Annotated in this window: 23 protein-coding genes; 1 reads left to right on the top strand and 22 read right to left on the bottom strand. The window is 56.2% G+C overall.

Going from position 1 to position 16,396, the window contains the following annotated elements; genetic code table 11:
- Positions 1–2 precede the first annotated feature (2 nt).
- The 21 genes from ABLQ08_RS03355 to ABLQ08_RS03255 form a co-directional block, all read right to left on the bottom strand.
- Entirely contained in the window at positions 3–1,562 is a 1,560-nt protein-coding gene (locus ABLQ08_RS03355) for a DUF935 domain-containing protein (protein WP_352940506.1), read from the bottom strand.
- Positions 1,451–3,259, bottom strand: coding sequence for a terminase large subunit domain-containing protein (locus ABLQ08_RS03350; protein ID WP_352939578.1), 1,809 nt, complete (start codon positions 3,257–3,259; stop codon positions 1,451–1,453). Before ABLQ08_RS03350 ends, ABLQ08_RS03355 begins: the two co-directional genes overlap by 112 nt.
- Positions 3,256–3,852 carry a DUF3486 family protein gene (locus ABLQ08_RS03345; RefSeq protein ID WP_352939575.1) on the bottom strand — a complete coding sequence of 199 codons (597 nt, stop codon included), beginning with the start codon at positions 3,850–3,852 and terminating at the stop codon, positions 3,256–3,258. The genes ABLQ08_RS03350 and ABLQ08_RS03345 overlap by 4 nt, the downstream gene beginning before the upstream one ends.
- Position 3,853: 1 nt before the next feature.
- Complete coding sequence (locus ABLQ08_RS03340; protein ID WP_352939573.1) at positions 3,854–4,150, bottom strand: hypothetical protein; 297 nt, start codon at positions 4,148–4,150, stop codon at positions 3,854–3,856.
- Positions 4,151–4,480: a DUF2730 family protein gene (locus ABLQ08_RS03335; protein ID WP_352939571.1), complete on the bottom strand. Its 330-nt coding sequence runs from the start codon at positions 4,478–4,480 to the stop codon at positions 4,151–4,153.
- 7 nt (positions 4,481–4,487) lie between these two features.
- A complete protein-coding gene (locus tag ABLQ08_RS03330) occupies positions 4,488–4,880 on the bottom strand; it encodes a hypothetical protein (protein ID WP_352939569.1) in 393 nt (130 codons plus the stop codon).
- On the bottom strand, positions 4,877–6,079 hold the full coding sequence (locus ABLQ08_RS03325) for an N-acetylmuramidase domain-containing protein (RefSeq protein ID WP_352939567.1): 1,203 nt from the start codon (positions 6,077–6,079) through the stop codon (positions 4,877–4,879). The genes ABLQ08_RS03330 and ABLQ08_RS03325 overlap by 4 nt, the downstream gene beginning before the upstream one ends.
- 193 nt (positions 6,080–6,272) lie before the next feature.
- Positions 6,273–6,914, bottom strand: coding sequence for a hypothetical protein (locus tag ABLQ08_RS03320; RefSeq protein ID WP_352939565.1), 642 nt, complete (start codon positions 6,912–6,914; stop codon positions 6,273–6,275).
- A 174-nt stretch (positions 6,915–7,088) separates the two neighbouring features.
- Positions 7,089–7,442: a helix-turn-helix domain-containing protein gene (locus tag ABLQ08_RS03315; protein ID WP_352939563.1), complete on the bottom strand. Its 354-nt coding sequence runs from the start codon at positions 7,440–7,442 to the stop codon at positions 7,089–7,091.
- Positions 7,439–8,059: a regulatory protein GemA gene (locus tag ABLQ08_RS03310; RefSeq protein WP_352939560.1), complete on the bottom strand. Its 621-nt coding sequence runs from the start codon at positions 8,057–8,059 to the stop codon at positions 7,439–7,441. The genes ABLQ08_RS03315 and ABLQ08_RS03310 overlap by 4 nt, the downstream gene beginning before the upstream one ends.
- A 4-nt stretch (positions 8,060–8,063) precedes the next feature.
- Complete coding sequence (locus ABLQ08_RS03305; protein ID WP_352939558.1) at positions 8,064–8,333, bottom strand: gas vesicle protein V; 270 nt, start codon at positions 8,331–8,333, stop codon at positions 8,064–8,066.
- A gap of 1 nt (position 8,334) precedes the next feature.
- Positions 8,335–8,868, bottom strand: a complete 534-nt coding sequence (locus tag ABLQ08_RS03300; RefSeq protein ID WP_352939557.1) for a host-nuclease inhibitor Gam family protein — start codon at positions 8,866–8,868, stop codon at positions 8,335–8,337.
- Between the two features lie 39 nt (positions 8,869–8,907).
- Complete coding sequence (locus tag ABLQ08_RS03295) at positions 8,908–9,186, bottom strand: hypothetical protein (protein WP_352939554.1); 279 nt, start codon at positions 9,184–9,186, stop codon at positions 8,908–8,910.
- Positions 9,183–9,563: a transcriptional regulator gene (locus ABLQ08_RS03290; RefSeq protein ID WP_352939551.1), complete on the bottom strand. Its 381-nt coding sequence runs from the start codon at positions 9,561–9,563 to the stop codon at positions 9,183–9,185. The genes ABLQ08_RS03295 and ABLQ08_RS03290 overlap by 4 nt, the downstream gene beginning before the upstream one ends.
- Positions 9,560–10,198 carry a hypothetical protein gene (locus ABLQ08_RS03285; protein WP_352939548.1) on the bottom strand — a complete coding sequence of 213 codons (639 nt, stop codon included), beginning with the start codon at positions 10,196–10,198 and terminating at the stop codon, positions 9,560–9,562. Before ABLQ08_RS03285 ends, ABLQ08_RS03290 begins: the two co-directional genes overlap by 4 nt.
- On the bottom strand, positions 10,198–10,965 hold the full coding sequence (locus ABLQ08_RS03280; protein WP_352939545.1) for an AAA family ATPase: 768 nt from the start codon (positions 10,963–10,965) through the stop codon (positions 10,198–10,200). Before ABLQ08_RS03280 ends, ABLQ08_RS03285 begins: the two co-directional genes overlap by 1 nt.
- A 68-nt stretch (positions 10,966–11,033) precedes the next feature.
- A complete protein-coding gene (locus ABLQ08_RS03275; protein ID WP_352939542.1) occupies positions 11,034–13,196 on the bottom strand; it encodes a DDE-type integrase/transposase/recombinase in 2,163 nt (720 codons plus the stop codon).
- On the bottom strand, positions 13,193–13,654 hold the full coding sequence (locus ABLQ08_RS03270) for a hypothetical protein (protein ID WP_352939539.1): 462 nt from the start codon (positions 13,652–13,654) through the stop codon (positions 13,193–13,195). The genes ABLQ08_RS03275 and ABLQ08_RS03270 overlap by 4 nt, the downstream gene beginning before the upstream one ends.
- Positions 13,647–14,489: a ParB/RepB/Spo0J family partition protein gene (locus tag ABLQ08_RS03265; RefSeq protein WP_352939536.1), complete on the bottom strand. Its 843-nt coding sequence runs from the start codon at positions 14,487–14,489 to the stop codon at positions 13,647–13,649. Before ABLQ08_RS03265 ends, ABLQ08_RS03270 begins: the two co-directional genes overlap by 8 nt.
- A gap of 87 nt (positions 14,490–14,576) precedes the next feature.
- Positions 14,577–14,714: a hypothetical protein gene (locus ABLQ08_RS03260; RefSeq protein ID WP_352939533.1), complete on the bottom strand. Its 138-nt coding sequence runs from the start codon at positions 14,712–14,714 to the stop codon at positions 14,577–14,579.
- Positions 14,715–14,790: 76 nt separating this feature from the next.
- The gene (locus ABLQ08_RS03255) at positions 14,791–15,102 is read right to left on the bottom strand and encodes a helix-turn-helix domain-containing protein (RefSeq protein WP_352939530.1); all 312 of its coding nucleotides are present in this window, start codon (positions 15,100–15,102) and stop codon (positions 14,791–14,793) included.
- Between the two features lie 141 nt (positions 15,103–15,243).
- Here ABLQ08_RS03255 and ABLQ08_RS03250 point away from each other — a divergent pair, with 141 nt between their 5' ends.
- Positions 15,244–15,735 carry a helix-turn-helix domain-containing protein gene (locus tag ABLQ08_RS03250; protein WP_352939527.1) on the top strand — a complete coding sequence of 164 codons (492 nt, stop codon included), beginning with the start codon at positions 15,244–15,246 and terminating at the stop codon, positions 15,733–15,735.
- Here ABLQ08_RS03250 and ABLQ08_RS03245 read toward each other — a convergent pair.
- Positions 15,644–16,159: a GNAT family N-acetyltransferase gene (locus ABLQ08_RS03245; protein WP_352940505.1), complete on the bottom strand. Its 516-nt coding sequence runs from the start codon at positions 16,157–16,159 to the stop codon at positions 15,644–15,646. The genes ABLQ08_RS03250 and ABLQ08_RS03245 overlap by 92 nt on opposite strands.
- Between the last annotated feature and the right edge of the window lie 237 nt (positions 16,160–16,396).

The following is a 16,396-nucleotide window of genomic DNA, read 5'->3' as shown; positions in this document are numbered from 1 at the left end:
AGTCAGTCGCGGTCCTCACCAACCTCACCGGAGATTCGCGCGGCGAAACTTGCCTGTGCCAGCTTGTCCGCCAATGCAGTCACGCCCAAAGTCTCGAGGCGGCGCTGGAAAATGGCGCGGGCATCTTCGATCGACGTTGCCTCGGCAAGCTCGCCTTCCAATCCCTCGATCACAGGACCGACAAGAACTTCCCAGCCTTCATCTTCCAGTATGTCGTCGATCGCGCGATCGATGGCGTCTGGCTGACGGGTAACTGTGGACGCCTTGATTGGCTTTGCTCTCGCCGGCGTCGGATTTTCTTCCTCTGTTTCCTGATCCTGTTCTGGCTTCTTCGCAGCTGAAGGAGGTGTCAGCAGCTCTTCATCGCCCTCAGGCTCCGGCGCGCCGATCTTGGAACGCATGGCGGCCATCGGAACCTTAAGGCCAAGCGGAACCAACGTTTTGACGTTCTGAACGAGTTCCTTGACGTCCACTTCGTCCGGCCGTCCGACCTTGATCCGGGGATATTTCTTGCGCGGCCCGTGATTGAGCATCACCAGCGGGCGGGAAAGATCCCGGTTGAGGCTTGCTGACAACTGCCGGCTGTCCGCCTGTTCAATATCTTCCCTGACACCGTCATGAACCTTGGCCGTGGCATAGCCGCCGGCATTGGCGTCTGTGGTTTGTGTCTGGCCCAGGACAAGCTTTGACGTTTGCCGATCGAGCCAGTCAGCCCGCTTCTCGTATAGATCAAGAGACCCGGAAAGCTGCGCCTGCACGAACTCGATCAGCATGCTTTCCGGGATGATTGCGGCATAGTCCATTCCAATGCTGGCAACCGCCTCCAGAAGCTTGGCCTTGTCCTCGTTGGTTGCGCCTGGCCCAAACTTGCCGACCCGGAGAGGTTGACCATAAGCCTCACAGAAGACCGCCCAATCCTTGAGGGTGAATGATTTGAACAGGAATGCCCAAGCGGCCCCGCGTGCGAGACCGCCCCGGATGGGAATACCGGACTTGGCTTTGGCAAAGTGCGTGATCCAACCGAATGGCTTTAGCGGTTCATCCCCGCTTGTAGACCGCAGGAGCAAAGTTTCTCGATCGTCCTGGTCGAAACGGAAGGTTCTTGGTTCGCGCCACTTAAACGCCTTGGGTAGCCATTGGCCTTCCGAAGTGTCCCAAAGGATCTCGGTTGCGGAGAAGCCTTTTCCGATCGCATCCAGAATGTCAAAGAGTTCGTCCTGGAACGTCTCGCGCTCGATGACTTCCTCGACAAGTTCTGCGTCCCGCATCTCTTCAGGGGTATCGCCTGCAGGAATAACCGTGACTTCCAGATTGGAGACTTGTCGTTTTCTGGTGCCGATTACGCCGGCATAGTGCTCGTTGCGTTCTTCCATGTCCTCGGCAAGCGACAGATACCGCTCTGGATCCCCATCAATGCTTTGTCGCAGGATCTGCGCAAGGCCGGGCGGCGTCAGGCCGCTCGCCGGATGCATGGAGCCAAGGCGGTTGATTGCCTTGACCTCTGCCGTGACCTGTTCGCGTTTGAGATCCGCCGTCGAGACCGGGCGGCCGTACTGATCGATAATTTGCGGTTTTGCCATCCGAATATTCCTCTCGATCGGCGCAGGCTGGACATGCGGTAGGCGGTTTCACCGTGCATGCTGGTCTTTTCGTCATAGCGGCCATGTTTGGGAGGCGCGGGTTGATAGTCGAATTCCCGCCACTGCATGCGGCTGGCGTAGTGGGCAAGCGCCAGCGCGATGGCATAATCGCCGTGGCGTTTCTTTCCGGCCTTCTTGCCTTCTTCGCCCATTTCCTTGGTTCGGGCTTCCGGCACGCGGGGAATGCCTCGGACCAGTTTTACCGATCTCAGGTCGGTTACGTGTTCGCTGTCAGCCCCGAGCAGGATCATGTCATCTTCAAAGGCCGCTTTAAGCGGCGGCATTTCCAGCCGGTACCAGGTCTCGGAAAACTTGATAGGCATGACGATGCCGGCACCAGACTCGGGATCCTCGCGAAGGCCGAAGAGGCGGCCCATGTCTTCCGCGACGGTCCAGCCCATGCCGGTGGCATCAAAAGCGGCTCCAACGAGTTGCGCCCGGACGTGTTGGAGAACTTCCCGCACTATGTCCTTCTGCTCTTGACCAGGCACATTGCGCAGCTCGAAGGACAACACCTCGCGCCGTTTTAGATTGCTCTCGATCGCCAGCAGACAACCGACCGTCAGATCCGCGACACGGGCGAAGTCAAAGCCGAAGGCATACTTGACGTCCGTCGGCAGCTGATCGAGCGCCATGGTCAGCTCTGCCATGAAGGGCGCAATCAGGATTTGCTGCTCAAGTTTCGACTTGTGCAGATAGTCTTTCGGTAGCTCCAGCCGCAGAACCGGAGCACCTTCTTTCATACGGGCTTCAATGAGCGGAGCCGCCAGCCAGGACCCGGTGCCCATGGTTGGAATGCAGAACAGTTCCTCGTCAGCGCCTTCGCCATAATTGTCGATCAGCTTCTGCCGCCACTCGGCTTCGCCTTCCGGTGTCCATTCCTTGCCTTTGACAAGACAGATGCGCTGGTAGAGCCCGTCTTGAAGGGCGTCATCCAGATCCACCTTCATATGTTCATAGGGCGATCGCTTGTGGAGGATGTCCTGGATCTGAACGTTGAACTCGTTTTCCGTACCGTCATGGGTCGAAACGACAACGACCTGACCGCCCCATGTCAGGAAGGCCATACCGGCCTTGATCAGCTCCTTGAGGTTATCGACAAAGGCGGCCTCATCAATGATGAGCAGACCTTCCTTGCCGCGCAGAGATCGCGGGGAGGAGCTTAGACCCACAACCTCAAAGCCGGAAGCGAAGCGGATCCTGAAGGCTTGGATTTCGCGGGTCTCATCAGGGTTGTCGGGATCCGTGTCTTCAAACACATACTCGTCTTGCGAGACGGCGGCGACAGCATAGGCACGCGCCCACATGGCGCAGGCGTCGATGAACTCGCGGGTCATTTCCTGAGAATAGGAAATGTAGAGTGAGTCCATGCCGCCGGCGCTTTTCGCCTTGGAAGCTTTCAACACTGCGACGGAAGCCAGTCCCCACGTCATTCCGATCCGGCGCGACTTCTCGATGAAGAGAACTTCAACACCGGTGTTATCAAGAAGCCTGACTGCTTTGGACTGATACCCCAGAAGTACGTTCGGAAGGCCGACTTCCGAGGCAATGTCATCGATCGAGGTTTCCGTCTGCCTGCGCAACTCCGCCCATTGCTCTTTGGAGATCGGAGCATTCATGTTCTGACACCTAGAATTTGCGCCTTGATCGCTTCGGCCGTCTCTGCCGTGATGCCTTTGACCTTGGCGACCTTTTCAACGGCCTCACTGGCCTTTTCAGCGAACTCCTTCTCGACCTTCAGACGGCGCTGAGTAGAGACGCCCTGCGCCTGACAAGCCGCGCGGAGCGCGTTGGCAAGGGACATGGCATCCTTCGGCGCGATACCGCTTTCACCGGCATCGGTGAGCAGCTCGAATGTCAGTGTCTTGATCGCCTCGGCGGCAATCAATGTCAGATCGTCAGACGCTTCCGCGTCGAAGTTCTCGGCGATCGAGCTGGCGATCGCCCTGGTATCTTCAAGGCGACGGGTTAGATGGGCTTGTTTGATTGAATAGCGGTTAAACGCGGAGATAGACGGGATCGTGAATTCAAGCTCGCCGTGACTGTCCTTTTGCAGCTGCTCCAGTTCACGAAAGAAATCCTCATAGATTTCCTTCTGCGTCCGCTCTCTCTTTCGAAGCTCTGTTGCCGCCCGAACGATGGCGTCATCGCACTCGGGCGGCAGTTGCTCGATGGCTGACAGGCGGCCACGGCCTTTGCGGCGGCTCCCCATGTCAGCCTCTGAACGTTGGTTCGAGGACGCCGTCGAGAGTCAACTTGAGCTGGACGTGATCAAGACCCGGCCGCAGAAGTTCGGCAACATAAACGGAACCCGGCTCCGTCAGCTTGATCGCACCCATGTCCTCAAGCTTCTTCAACTGGGCACGCAAGAAGTCGCGGGACTTGTTGTGGCCGAAGCTTTCCAGCTCTTTTTCAATGAGGGTTTCATTGAGCGTCTTGTCTTTCTCAAGGGCGAGCGCCTTCAAGATAATCAGACGGTAATCCGCTGTTGCATGGTCTGAGTAGCTCACTTAGCTGCCCTCCTTTTTCATTAGGTAGTCTTCGACACGGCGGACAGTTCGCGAGACACTGCTCAGGCTTTCGCCAACTTGGCTTACGGTCCCGCGCAATTCCGCCATGGAGATTTTGAGCTCAACCACATCGTCTTTTGCAGGCATGTGGTTTAGTTCGCTTTCGGCAGCTTGCACGCGTCGATCGAGTTCAATCAGCTTTTGCTCGTGAGCCCGCAGTTCTTCCGTATGGCCTTCGGATTTCGCGCCTAGCCAAGCCTTGAGCACCGCACCGATTGAGAACACGAGGGCAACAAGGCTCGCCCACTCATTGAGGTCTTCTGGAAGCATGAGTGGGCTACCTCATCATCTTGTAAACGGTGGCCGCGGTGCCGGTGAAAAAGAGCCATCTGACCATCTGGCCGCCCCATTCCCGTAGAACCGGGACTTCGGCGACACCCCATCCGAGCGTGAAAATGCTGTCGATGATGACCGCGTTCCACCAAACGGCCAGCGGTAGAATGAAGACGGCGGCGAAGATCCAGTAGGGCAGATACTGAAACTTGGACTTCTGCAGATCGGCCATGATCCGCGTTTCCTGCACAGCAGCTCGGATCACCTCAATCGTGGTCTGCGACTTGATGCGCTCCTGCTCGTTTCCGAGCACGGCCTTACGCTCCATGTAACGGAGCGCCTTGTCGACCAGGCCGGAGCTGGCAAACTTCAAGAAAATGGAAAGGAGGAACGTCATCCAACGTGCCTCCATTCCTTGGCATCGTGCAGCCGGCGCAACTTGATCTTGCGGGCAAGCATCGCAACCGCAACGCCGATCGCCACCACTGCCAGCCACTTGTTTTCCGCAATCAATTGCAGGATCGGTTCGGAAAGGGCGGTGACCTGCTGGATGGTGTCGGACAAGCCTTTAAGGGTTTCCAGGCCGGGCACGCTGCCAATGACTTCCAGAGCCTCCGCACCAGCGCCGATACTGAGGGCACCAACCCCGAGCTTGGTCAGCCGATCAGCCTGTTTGATGGTTTGGGAACCGGATTTGCGTAGATCCTTGACGGTAAGGTTGTCGCGAGTGCCGCCGGGCTGTGCGTTGATAGGAACGGCGCGCTCCAGCATTTCACCCGTCTTGAGACCGACGACACCATCCGGCTCCAGACCGTTATCCGCCTGAAATGAAACCACCTGCCTGCGGGTGGCCGGGCCGAAATCGCCGTCCGGCTTGACGTGGTAGCCAAGGGCAACCAGGCGTTCTTGCAAGGCCTTGACCTGGTAGCCTTCGGAGCCGAGCCTGAGGTAGCCCTTACCAACATCAGCGCGACCACCGCGACCGGTGATGCGAACATAGGCTTGAGCCATGAGCTCGGCGTAACGGGTGACCTGTCCTGGCCCATTGTATCGGCGCGCGATCGCCCTCCAGTCCTTCGAGCGGATCGCCTGCAGCAGACCGACCTTCTCAAGATAGGTCAGAAAGGCTTCGGCCTGGTTGGCTTCGCTCTCGGCAAGATCAAGGACAAAGCTCTGAACGCTGGCAAATCCGCACAGCTTGGCATTGAAACCCATGATCTGGGGACCGCCGTAGGACGCCGCTCGCAGCCCGGCGGTTTCATCCAAATCGACCATGGCTTCAAGCCGATCCCAGCGGGCATCCGATCCAGAGCCACCGAGCCCCTTGTAATTCTTGCGTGTCCATTTCTGGACTGCGAGGCCAAGGCGCTTGGCGGTTGCTCGCAGGTTCTTCGGCAATTCGCGCCAGAAGACATGCTTTTCAGGAAGGATGATCAGGCGGCCTTTGTCGTCAAAGGGACGGCCCTTGCTCTCGACTTCGATGATTGCCTGCAGCACGGCCTCTTCGCACTGCATGCGGGCAGCTGCCAGCCTGATGACACTATCATCGCTCGGCTTGCCGCCACCTTGTCTGAGTTTGGAAATAATGTCGGCCATGGATCCCGCGCTCGTAAGGGTTGGTTTCTGATGGAGAAACGGCAGCGGGCTAGGCGCTGCGAATACGAGCAAGGATGGCGAATTTCAGGATTACTTCTCACCCCGGCGGGTGCCGGGGCGTCGGGTTAGCCAGTTTGAACTACAAGTGGCTCATTAGATTGAGCTGGGATTTCTTGGTTGTCAAACCGCGAAACTAACTGCCGGACTTGAACCAAGCTTCAAGTGTTTTAACAACGACCTGCACCCAAGCACGAGCCTCGGAAGAAATTTTCGACCAATCTGTTTTTTTGAGGTTTTCGTTTAACCCCTCGGCAATTTCGGCAGGAACTTCAGTCGGGCCTCCTGATGGATACTTCTTGTCGTCAAAAAAGCATAGTGAAGCATCGATGTAAGAACGGGCAGTCTTAAGCTCTGCTGTAAGAATGTCAGGGTCATTGATTCCGCGCAGATATTCAGACAGGGAACATAGCGCTGATTTCACTTCATCTAGATGGTCACCAAAACTAAGGAGAACTTGGCCTCCATTGTCCTCTGGTTGTGTAATGAAGAGGTAGTGCTCAATGTTGCTTCCTTTGGGAGCGATATCTGAGTTGATTGTAATTTTGTAGTCAAAAAGAGTTTCAAATATAGTAACGACCGCAGTTATGGGTTCAACGAAATCTCCAATAGCATCAAGGTGTTGGGGAAGCTTTGAATAGTCGGGAACGCTTTGGCATATTGAGGCTTTTAGGATTTCGAAATCAGATTTCTCCAGCTCACAGAATTTCGAGCTATAGACAGTTGGCCTTCCAATGATCTCCGGCCAAATCGAAACCTTTGCAACGGCGTATTTCATATACTGGGTCTGCCTCAGCTCACGGAACTCGCGAATTGTTGTTGGAAGCAATCGCATAGGACTGAAATCAAAACAACTTCTGCTTTAACTACGTACACGTTGCACTGCCCGAATTCGATTGGCCGACGGTGCTATACGACGCCTAGGCATTTGGTACTGATTTGACTGGCCGCGCTAAGTCGCAAATAGATTCAACTGATGGCGATCGTTACGTTTCGCAAACCAGCGAGAAACGGTCCGTTGATCAACGTGCAGCCTACGAGCAATCTGTGCTTGCGACATGCCTCGGTTTGAAAACTGTTCCGCAATCCATTCTTTAGGGATCGGGACGCGCACATGACCGGGGCCAATCCGTTCAGACAGCATCGACAACTTGTCTTGTCCAGTGAGCTCCAGAACCATGGAATGCTTCGGCGTCTTGGACAGATAAAGCTCACTGCCGCCAAACTGCAAAAAGAAATCTATGGCGAGATCCGTTCCAAGAACCTCGACATAGGTTTCGATGTGGGCAGGGACGGGAGTGGTCATTTCTGTCCCAATCTGTGCAACTCACCAAGCCGGTTCTGGGCGCGGATCCATTCTTCCGGATTAATCTCGAGGGGGTCTTCCTTACCGGTGAGTGTGAACAGATATTCGGTGATCGATCCGGACGGGTGCCTGTCCTTTTTCAGCAGCTCCGACCAGATGTGAAGGCACACCTGAAACCGGTAATCGTTGTAGAGCGGCGGCAGTTTGTGGTCCTTGGTGAACAGACCCTCATTCAGGGTCGCACGACGGATCCAGAGTTTCAGGGCGTCGATCGCCTTGTTTGCGTCCTTGGGGTCATGCAAGAAACGATGATGGTCCAGCTTGGTCTGGCGTTTCAGAAAAGCAATCATTGCCTGATCGGATCTGTTACCGACAACCCCGAGATTGTACGCGGCGATCCAGAGTGCCTGCAGCTTCCTGGCAAACTTACCGGTTGCGTTCTGGGTCTCCCGTTTCGGGGCGAGCGGTTCCAAGACGCGAATGACCTTCGTGCGCTCATCTGCCGTCATGGCCTTGGTAGAGCTTTTACCGGTCTCTCGCTCCAACAGGGCGCGGAAGTTCTCTTCGCTGAGTTTGGCAGCACTCTTGAGAGTGTGGATCTTTCGGATCGCAGTCATGTGCTCAATCCTTGTAGGGGAACAGGTTCTGGTGATGCCCGCCCACCGCACCGGCATCGCCCAACGGCTCCGGTCTGGTATTGGGCTTGCGCTTGGCCTCTAGTTCCCGTTGCAAAAGTATGGTGGTTATTTGCTGCAGCTCTTCTTGCAGGTCTCGGATACGGCTTAGACGGAACCGGAGCCGGTGGGCCTCGCGCAAAAGAAAATCTCGCCGATCGCGCAAGGCTTGGGTCTCACTCAACGCACGCTGATCGTAGTTGGTGAGGGGAGGCATCTCATGCCGCCTTCTCGTTTAGAGCGGCTTCAAATGGCTCCACGACGAAGTCTTCGCCTTCGGACCCGATGCTGATGCCCTTCACGCCCTTGACCGCTTCCTGGTCCTCAAGGATCGCTTCCTTGTTGACCTCTTCTTTCGTGCGGATGAACCGCTTCAGGCCAAGTTCCTTCAAACGCTCGATCACGGCGTCGACGGCCCGCAGGTTCACCTTCCGAGGTCGAACGCGCCAACGGATTTCACCGTTCTTCAGCTTGGCAAACTTGACCTTGCCGTTCTGGGTCAGCTTGTCGCGATTGGCGGCGCACCATGTTTCAATGCCGCTCAAAAGTTCTTCCGCCTTGTCGCGAAGAGGTTCCGCCTTCTTCTCGAAGGTCTCTTTGGTTTCGGCGAGCTTGTCGTTCATATCCGCCTCGGTACGGGCGAGCTCTCGGCGTACATCGCCCAGGACGCGGATCATCTCGTCGCAATCTTCCTTGGACTGCGGTACCGGGTAGTTTGCGGCCAGTCGTTTGGCCTTCGCATTTCGTGACATCTGTTGCTCCTTTGGGTTGGGAAACGCAGGTACAAAAGGTCAGGCCACACCGTCGCCATCCGGGGTCCGGATCGGAATGACAACCGGCTCCGGGCGCTTGATGACGGGCAGAATGGCGATTTTCGGATCGTCCAGATCAGTCAGGTTGACGTGCCGCTGAACGCGGGACACTTCCAATTGCCAAGCCATGTAGATGCAGTCGTCCAGGACGAAGTTGAGAAGCTCGACGTCTGCCGCGCTCACCCTCAATTCGCCGTTCGGAAGTCGCCGTTCGATCAGCTGCTTTTTCAGCATCGCGAGGTCGTTGCTGAGTTTCATGACTTGTCTCCCTTCAAGCGGGAGTACGGGCAGCTGTTCCTGCAGGCGCGATAGAGACGCGTGCGGACCGAGTTGGTGATGGCACGGGGGAGGGCCTGATTGTCGAGACACTTGTCGCGCCCGATCAACCCGGCGACAGGGCAGGCTACCTTTTCGCCCATCAGTGCACCTCGGACCCTGTCTTCCACCTTTGAGAGATTGCCTCGATACTTGTTGCTGATGGTCTGGCTGACGACGGCGGAGGAATAACCGAGGCGCTCTGCAACGTTATTGAGGCCTTTCACGGTGGCCATGTGAGCCAACTCGGCTACCCAATCGGGCGGCGTGCCCGCCCACGCGGCGTTGGCCTTTTCAACCATGGTGAGTTCGCTCTTCATGCGGCGCACTCCTCAGCGATCGGAGTGCCCATGATCTCGCCGCGATTGACGTCATAGACCATCTTGGAACGAAGAATTTTCGGAGCTTCCGGCCCGGTGTTCATGGAAGGCTTGAGCCGCCATTTTGTGGGCGTGGTGGATTTGCCCTGGCGAACAACGATCAAGTAACCGGCCTTGGCAAGGCGATGGGCGTAGTCAAACGCCGCTGCGACGGCGACCTGCACATCAGGGGTGGTGGCGGCGATTGACAATTCGAACTTGTCGAATTGCTTCAAGGACCGCATCGCGTTCCACATCTGCATGTTGTTCCGGCCTTGTTTGCCGATGGAGCCGTCGCGGTTGATGATCGGTGCCCGAACCTGATTTTTGGCGAGCCGGTACGTGTGATGATCAACAAGACCACCGCGAGCAGTCGGCGCTTTCTCAGTCTTAACAACGGTCAGGAACCCGGCTTTCACGAGCCGGTTCATATAGTCGCTAATGCACTTGTTGGTCTTGTCGTTGGAGCGGGCAGCAATCTCAGCCAAAGTGAAGTCAGCGTTCTTGCCGAGATCGCGGATGACACTCCAATAGTGATCATGACCGCGAACGATAGGCTTGCCGTTGGTGATGCGGAGTTCCAGCTGGATGGACATCAGGCGGCCCTCCGTGGCTGGCGACCCCGGCGCTTGCCGGTGAAAAAGAAGTCCTCATCGAACGACCCGCGAGACAGGTCTTTTTCCCGATAATTGCAGGCGTGTTCTTTGATGCGGTTGAAGTTGATGACAAGACCGCGAGCCCGGCCCTTGGTTGTCTCAATCAGGTAATCGATCAGATCATCGGAAATCGTGAGTTCCGGGCAAACGACCTCGGCGAGCAGGCGGGCGTCATCGTGATCGCAGTAGTCAGCAGCCACCCAATCCAAAACGCGATTGTGAACGCGCTCGACAGTTTCCAGTTTCTCCGGCAGCTGCTCTTCACCGATCAGAAGAACAGGGACTTGGCTATGTTCGTGGAGTTCGCGGACAAGCTCCAGCATCTTCTTGTCTGCGAGCTTGTCGGCTTCGTCGATGAAAAGGGGACGGGGCCAATTGTCGGCAAGTGCATTGATGGCGAGTTCGGTGAGATCCGCGATCGTTGCCCGACGCGGTTCGACTCGCGCCTCAACAAGGATCTTCTGCAGAAGGGTTTTCTTGCTCCAGCTTTCGCCGACCTCGATGCGCATGGCGTCGGTCATGTTCTGGGCAAAGATCGACGCTTGGGTTTTGCCGAGGCCGCTATAGCCATGGAAAACACCAAGGCCGGGTAGGCCCTCGGGCCGTTCGATCAGGGTTTCGACCAGCGTCAGGAAGCGAGCGACATTCTTCACTTCCGCCAGTCCGCCCACGATACCGGTATTGACAAGTTGTTCTGTGTTCGACATTTTCAGTTCCGATATGTTGTTTGGATGGGCCTCGAAAGTTGCAGCTTTCGAGGCCTGTTTTTTTGCCCCTAGGACGCGGGCGGTACGCTCGCCTTACGCTTCTGCCGCTCTGTCCAGAGACGGTTCCGCGCTCGGTATTCTGCTTTGGCTTGGTAGCCGGTCAGCCAAATGGCATCGTCGTTTGAGAGTTGTTCGCCGTTGGCGATCCGGGCCTCGAAACGCTTGGCCCGGTCGAAACGGTCTTCAGGTGTTTCCCTTGCTTTAAGCGGGCTCACATTCGCGGTATTGCCCGCGCGCTCGCTCAGCTGATCCATGGTCTTTTGTTCGGCCTCAGAGAGCGGCCTGGGCGCACGTTTCGCCTTCACGGCGGCAGCGGCCTGTGTCTTCTTGGTTTCGTGCTTGTCGGTCAGCTTGGGGAAATCGAGAATGCTGGCTTCACGCTGATATTTCGCCCGTTGCGCTTCCACGACGGTGCGAGGCGTGATCTTCCGCATTTCCTTGCGGACCTCTGCGGTGGCCGTGTCAAAGTGTTCTTTCTGTTTGGCCTGTGCCGCCTTGATCGTGGCAACTGGATCAGCACCGGCAAGATGCGGGTTGAGCGCTTCACCGAGGAAAGTTTCCCCGTCCGGATCAAAGAGCCAAACCCGGCCAAGATCTTCTGGATCGTGGCGGACCAGAACATCCCGACCGGGCATGACATCGCCGGTGTAATATTTTTCACCGTCGATCTGAATGCCGGTTTTGGTGACACGGCGGAGACCGTTGTTGCTGGCGATCGGTGCGAGCAGCACATCAAGGATGGAAGTGTCTTCGATCGACCGAATGCCACCCATCCAGGCACGGGCGACCTCTTCGGGTGTTTTGCCTTTCAGGCCGGAATGTTTCGTGTGGGCATATTGCTGTTCAGCCCACCGATCGGCTTCCTCCTGCAGCTCGGCAGCGGACATTTCGACGTTGAACAGCTCGGCATCGTCAGAGCCGAGGCGCTTGGAAAACGCCTTGCGGTTCTCGATGATCTTCCGATCGGAAACCGAGTGGCCGACAAAGCCGGGAAGGGTGGCAGCGCAGTCACGTTGGAAAGTGCCGATCACTCGTTCAACAGACCCTTTTTGCTCAGGGGAATAGGGTGTCGAAAGCTCCTGTTCGATTTCGAGGGCATCAAACAATCGAGTCGTTGCGTGCGCCGTGAAATCTGAACCGTTGTCAGTCTTGATGATTTCCGGCACACCCCATGTAAGCAGGCATTTGCGGATCAGCAGACCGACAGAGGCTGCACGCGGGGTCGCAGTGACAAGCAGGATGGCGCGGCGGGAATAAAGGTCGATGGCGGCATAGATATTCATGCGACCATCGGTGGTCATGACATCGGACGGGGAAGCGTCGATTTCCCATTTCTGATTTAGGCGATCGACACGGTTCGCACCCGATGCTGCAAACCTGACCTTGGACTTGAAAGCATCCGGGTCGGTGATCCGCAACAGGGCGTTGGCATCTTCCTCTTTCCAGCCTTTAAGGGCGTTTTGAAACGTCCTTAAAGGGGGCATTGAAACTCGCTCCTGACCGGAAGATTTGTTGACCAGGACGGTTTCGCCGAACTCATGAATTGCTGTGTTGCGAATGTGCTTTGCGCTCAAGAATTGATTCTTTGCGTAAAGCGCAAGGCAATAGGCGCGCAGGCGTCCACCTTCAGCGATATCGAGAACACCGGTTCCCTTGCGGGCTTTGGATGGATCGTAGGCGAGCCGGTTGATGTCCTGGCGCATGCCCTTCCGCCAGCGGGCGAGCGTCCGCATGGACACCTTCTTGACGTGCTCTAGAACCCATTCCGGCACCGGCACCTTGCCGTCTTCGTAGAGTTGGGAAAACAGATGATCGGAACCGGTTGCACCCATTCCGCAGGTCTTTCGGAACCGTTCGGCGACCTTCAGGACGATCAACTTGGCATCGCGGACGCTGCATTCGCGCCGGGACAATTCGTTGCTTGTTTCTGTCCGGTAGTCTTCGCGTTCCACCCGAACAAAGGTCCCGGCGTACTGGAGGCGCTGAGGGAGTGGAAGCAGGTCGATATGATATTCCAGCCCGCCGCCGCCTTCGCGGCCCTCACGCTTACGGGCAAGACCGCTGCCGGCCCATTCCTCGCGAGTGGCCAGCTTCTGCACACCGAACTTGCTGGCAGGGAAGCCTTCAAGCGCTAGGTCTGCAATCTCCTGCGTGGTCAGCCAGAGTTTCATAACGCCCCCCTGAGCTTGGCTTGGAGCGCCTTCTTGTGCTGATCGACTGCCTTTTGGTGCTCGTCGATCAACACCAGCTTGATGACATTTTCGTACCGGCTCGGGACGACCGACATGTCGAAGTCTTCGGCGATGAACCCGAGCAACTCGGTTTTGCCGGTGGCGCGGATCAGGGCCAGAAAACGTTCGACCGTAATGTTGTTGGCGTCCTTGGCCTCGCTGGCATAGGCATCCAGCGTTGCCACAGTAACCTTGCTTCCGAGCTGCTCACTCATCAGCCCGGCAATGGTGGTTCGGTCCTTGCCACAATCCTTCATGGCCGTCGCAATCGCTCGGCTGATCCGGGAAGCGAGACGGTTGCCGGAGATCGTGCCGGGCTCGAAGCCGACGGAAACGCGCGGCGGCGTCCAGCCGGTGAACATGTCGATCGTGAAGTCGTCGCGGATCCGCTTACTCATCGAGCCAGCCCTCCTTTTTGACGAGGGCAATGATGTCCTTCTTGTGATTTCTGAAGAGGGCGAACTTCGCCGCGCGGGGCAGATTGGGAATGATGTCACCAGCCCGTTTGAGAAGCTTCTCCGTATCTGTTTCCGGCTTGCCGCCGTTCATTTGAAAAAGGGCGTCGGCGATGGATGCGGTTTTCGGGTCTTCGCCCAATGTCAGGTCCAACACCTTGGCCTGTTCGTCAGCGGCGAGTGCTGACAAGGCCTTCAGGTTAGATTGTTTTTGCGCAAAGGCAGTGCCTTTCAGACGCTCGCGGGTCGGTGGTGACAGGCCCTCGAAAATCTGCACCGCGAGTTCAACAGAGCGGCGCGACAAGCCAGTGGTTTCTTTTGCGTTTTGGCAAAACGCAAAAATTGCGACTTGCCTCTTTTCGCCACCGGTATGCTGATTTCCGCGCTTACCGCCGTGCTTGGTTTCCGGGTGCAAAGTCTCGTAAATGCGCTTCATCTCATAGAGTGCTTCGCACCGTTCCAGGGCGTTGAAGTCCTTGCGGCCTAAATTCTCAAGGATCTCATGCAGGCGCAGGTCCTGCGCCTCATAAATGCTCCCGTCCTTTGTCAGGACACGGGCCTCGATTTCTTTCCATTTTGAGATCTTGGCGGCAGTCAACCGGTGCGCACCGGCAACCAGGGAAAATCGTTTGCCTTCGATGCGGACATCGATCGGCGTTTTCTGGCCGGTCTCTTGAAACATACCGGCGAGGCACTCCGCCCAATCCTGATCCACATCCCGCAGGCGGCCTTCGGGAATGTCGATTAGCGAAATCTTGATGGACTGATACGCGCTCATGAAACCTCTAATCATTTCCAGCGAAAAGGACCGGGCGGAGTTGGCTGGCGGCCTTTTGCCGCCCGGCAAGTTTTGGGGAGGAGCGGTCTATTTGGGGGTAAAGAAGGCGTCCCGTTCGGCAGGTCGGATGCTCATGGGATGGCGTCGGCAATAAAGCGCCTGAAGACCGAAGAGCAGACAGGCGAGCGCAAGACTGATCAGAGCAATTGTTGACAAAGCGCTCATTGGTCGGCCTCGGGGCTGAATTCTTGTCTGGAAGGACTCGTCAGGCCGGACAGGGATTGCTGACTGGGATTTGGCATCACGCAGCCTCCCTGTCCGGCAACTGGCTGCCTTTCTGGCTAGCGCCGTAGTCTTCGTTTTTGCTAGAAAGGATTCGAGCAGTCCGTTTCGGATACCTGTCTGGAAATAGCTTCACTAGTGGAGTGTTTAGGAATTCGGCAATTGCTTGTTCGGCGACCGAAACCTGACGTTTCCATACATGAGAGAATGAACCGGGCTTCTTGCCTTTTGACTTGGCCAGTTCGGCCAATGTCATTCCCTGGCGGTGTAATTCAGCTTTGATCGAATGCTGATCCCAGCCGCCAGGAGGTACCTGTTTGGGTTTAGCCATTCTGGTGCCTCGCTGGAAAACGGCTTGTTGCAGCAAGCCGTTTTCTTTGGGTTTTGTTTGTAACAACTCGGGCCGATATCTCGGACCGATAAGATAGGGATAAAACGCAAACGCGCTTTTGTAAAGCGCATATGGGTTTTATTGCGTGAAAAATTGGCGAGGCCAGAAAGCGAGCCTAAAACTGAGCTGGCTTCTCGACTGAGAGAAATACGGCGACGGTTCGGTGACCCAGATCGTAGCGAGGTCGCAGATCAAATAGGTATAAGTGTCACGGCTCTGGCGACCTATGAGCGCGGTGAGCGAGAGCCTACTGCATCAGTTCTCGTGCAATACTTTCGCGTTTTTGGCGTGAATATGCAGTGGCTGCTGACAGGCAAAGGATCAATGTTTTTGGGTGGAGATGTTAGAATAGCTAACGTCACTCTGGCAGATGTTCGAAAATACGTCTGGAACATCGCGGAAACCTTCTGGGAGAAGGCTCCGCGCCGTACTAAGCCCGCGGCCTTTGCCGACCAGTTTCTTGAGATGTTCGATTACTTGGTCAGCCGTGAAGGCGTAAAAGAGGACGCCGCTTCCGAAGTGATCCAGTTTGGCGCAGAGAAGATGAATCGCGCATCCGGTCAAGACGATTGATGAGCAATTCATAGTCTGTGACACGATAGCCGATTTCGGGCAGTGCAGCTCCACCAATGTGACGATCCCGGAACACTTCTGCCTTGCACCCGAGCGCTGGGTATATGCGGCGATAGGGATTAGAACGGAACGCCCATAGACAGACAGGCCAAAGATCATTTTCTTTGAGAAAGTTCGCGATGGCTGTCAGGGCAAGTGGCCCGATTTCGCCCCCGCGATATTCGGGCAGAATGTAACAGGCGTGCATTTCGCCAGGGACGTCAATTGCCTTGTCCGTGTTTGGTTTAGCCACAGCAAAACCGACAACGCGAGAACCGTCAACGAGCGCGAATAGGACGGACTTCGAGGGAGGATTTTCGACCCAACCAGTCCACTGGTTTAGGCGATACTTGAAGTCACGAACCGCATGCACACTGTCCGGCATAAAAGAATAGACTTCGCGCCAACACTGGACGTGGATCTTGGCAATTGTTGCTACGTCAAACGAATTAGCTTCCCGAATTCCCGCAAATATAGACATCGCAATTTTTCCCCATTAAGTTGCATCTGCTTAGGGTGCAAGGGGTGATAAATGCGCGACGACAGTTTGCGTCAGACTATTACAGAGCAATTTCCAAGCAACCTCGGATGGTTGAAAATAAGTGCTGTGCTTTTGACAGTT

Source organism: Roseibium sp. SCP14 (genome assembly GCF_040329475.1).
Classification (GTDB): domain Bacteria; phylum Pseudomonadota; class Alphaproteobacteria; order Rhizobiales; family Stappiaceae; genus Roseibium.
Note: the sequence above shows the minus strand (reverse complement) of the source record. Positions and strands in the feature narration are given on the sequence as shown.

Excerpts from the sequence above, each read along its gene's own strand:
- ABLQ08_RS03295 (WP_352939554.1), bottom strand. The coding sequence starts at position 9,186 with ATGAAACTCAGCAACGACCTCGCGATGCTGAAAAAGCAGCTGATCGAA.
- ABLQ08_RS03255 (WP_352939530.1), bottom strand. The coding sequence starts at position 15,102 with ATGGCTAAACCCAAACAGGTACCTCCTGGCGGCTGGGATCAGCATTCG.
- ABLQ08_RS03290 (WP_352939551.1), bottom strand. The coding sequence starts at position 9,563 with ATGAAGAGCGAACTCACCATGGTTGAAAAGGCCAACGCCGCGTGGGCG.
- ABLQ08_RS03280 (WP_352939545.1), bottom strand. The coding sequence starts at position 10,965 with ATGTCGAACACAGAACAACTTGTCAATACCGGTATCGTGGGCGGACTG.
- ABLQ08_RS03245 (WP_352940505.1), bottom strand. The coding sequence starts at position 16,159 with ATGCCGGACAGTGTGCATGCGGTTCGTGACTTCAAGTATCGCCTAAAC.
- ABLQ08_RS03310 (WP_352939560.1), bottom strand. The coding sequence starts at position 8,059 with ATGACTGCGATCCGAAAGATCCACACTCTCAAGAGTGCTGCCAAACTC.
- ABLQ08_RS03270 (WP_352939539.1), bottom strand. The coding sequence starts at position 13,654 with ATGAGTAAGCGGATCCGCGACGACTTCACGATCGACATGTTCACCGGC.
- ABLQ08_RS03345 (WP_352939575.1), bottom strand. The coding sequence starts at position 3,852 with ATGGGGAGCCGCCGCAAAGGCCGTGGCCGCCTGTCAGCCATCGAGCAA.
- ABLQ08_RS03285 (WP_352939548.1), bottom strand. The coding sequence starts at position 10,198 with ATGTCCATCCAGCTGGAACTCCGCATCACCAACGGCAAGCCTATCGTT.
- ABLQ08_RS03350 (WP_352939578.1), bottom strand. The coding sequence starts at position 3,259 with ATGAATGCTCCGATCTCCAAAGAGCAATGGGCGGAGTTGCGCAGGCAG.
- ABLQ08_RS03300 (WP_352939557.1), bottom strand. The coding sequence starts at position 8,868 with ATGTCACGAAATGCGAAGGCCAAACGACTGGCCGCAAACTACCCGGTA.
- ABLQ08_RS03315 (WP_352939563.1), bottom strand. The coding sequence starts at position 7,442 with ATGACCACTCCCGTCCCTGCCCACATCGAAACCTATGTCGAGGTTCTT.
- ABLQ08_RS03275 (WP_352939542.1), bottom strand. The coding sequence starts at position 13,196 with ATGAAACTCTGGCTGACCACGCAGGAGATTGCAGACCTAGCGCTTGAA.
- ABLQ08_RS03260 (WP_352939533.1), bottom strand. The coding sequence starts at position 14,714 with ATGAGCGCTTTGTCAACAATTGCTCTGATCAGTCTTGCGCTCGCCTGT.
- ABLQ08_RS03325 (WP_352939567.1), bottom strand. The coding sequence starts at position 6,079 with ATGGCCGACATTATTTCCAAACTCAGACAAGGTGGCGGCAAGCCGAGC.
- ABLQ08_RS03305 (WP_352939558.1), bottom strand. The coding sequence starts at position 8,333 with ATGCCTCCCCTCACCAACTACGATCAGCGTGCGTTGAGTGAGACCCAA.
- ABLQ08_RS03335 (WP_352939571.1), bottom strand. The coding sequence starts at position 4,480 with ATGCTTCCAGAAGACCTCAATGAGTGGGCGAGCCTTGTTGCCCTCGTG.
- ABLQ08_RS03330 (WP_352939569.1), bottom strand. The coding sequence starts at position 4,880 with ATGACGTTCCTCCTTTCCATTTTCTTGAAGTTTGCCAGCTCCGGCCTG.
- ABLQ08_RS03265 (WP_352939536.1), bottom strand. The coding sequence starts at position 14,489 with ATGAGCGCGTATCAGTCCATCAAGATTTCGCTAATCGACATTCCCGAA.
- ABLQ08_RS03320 (WP_352939565.1), bottom strand. The coding sequence starts at position 6,914 with ATGAAATACGCCGTTGCAAAGGTTTCGATTTGGCCGGAGATCATTGGA.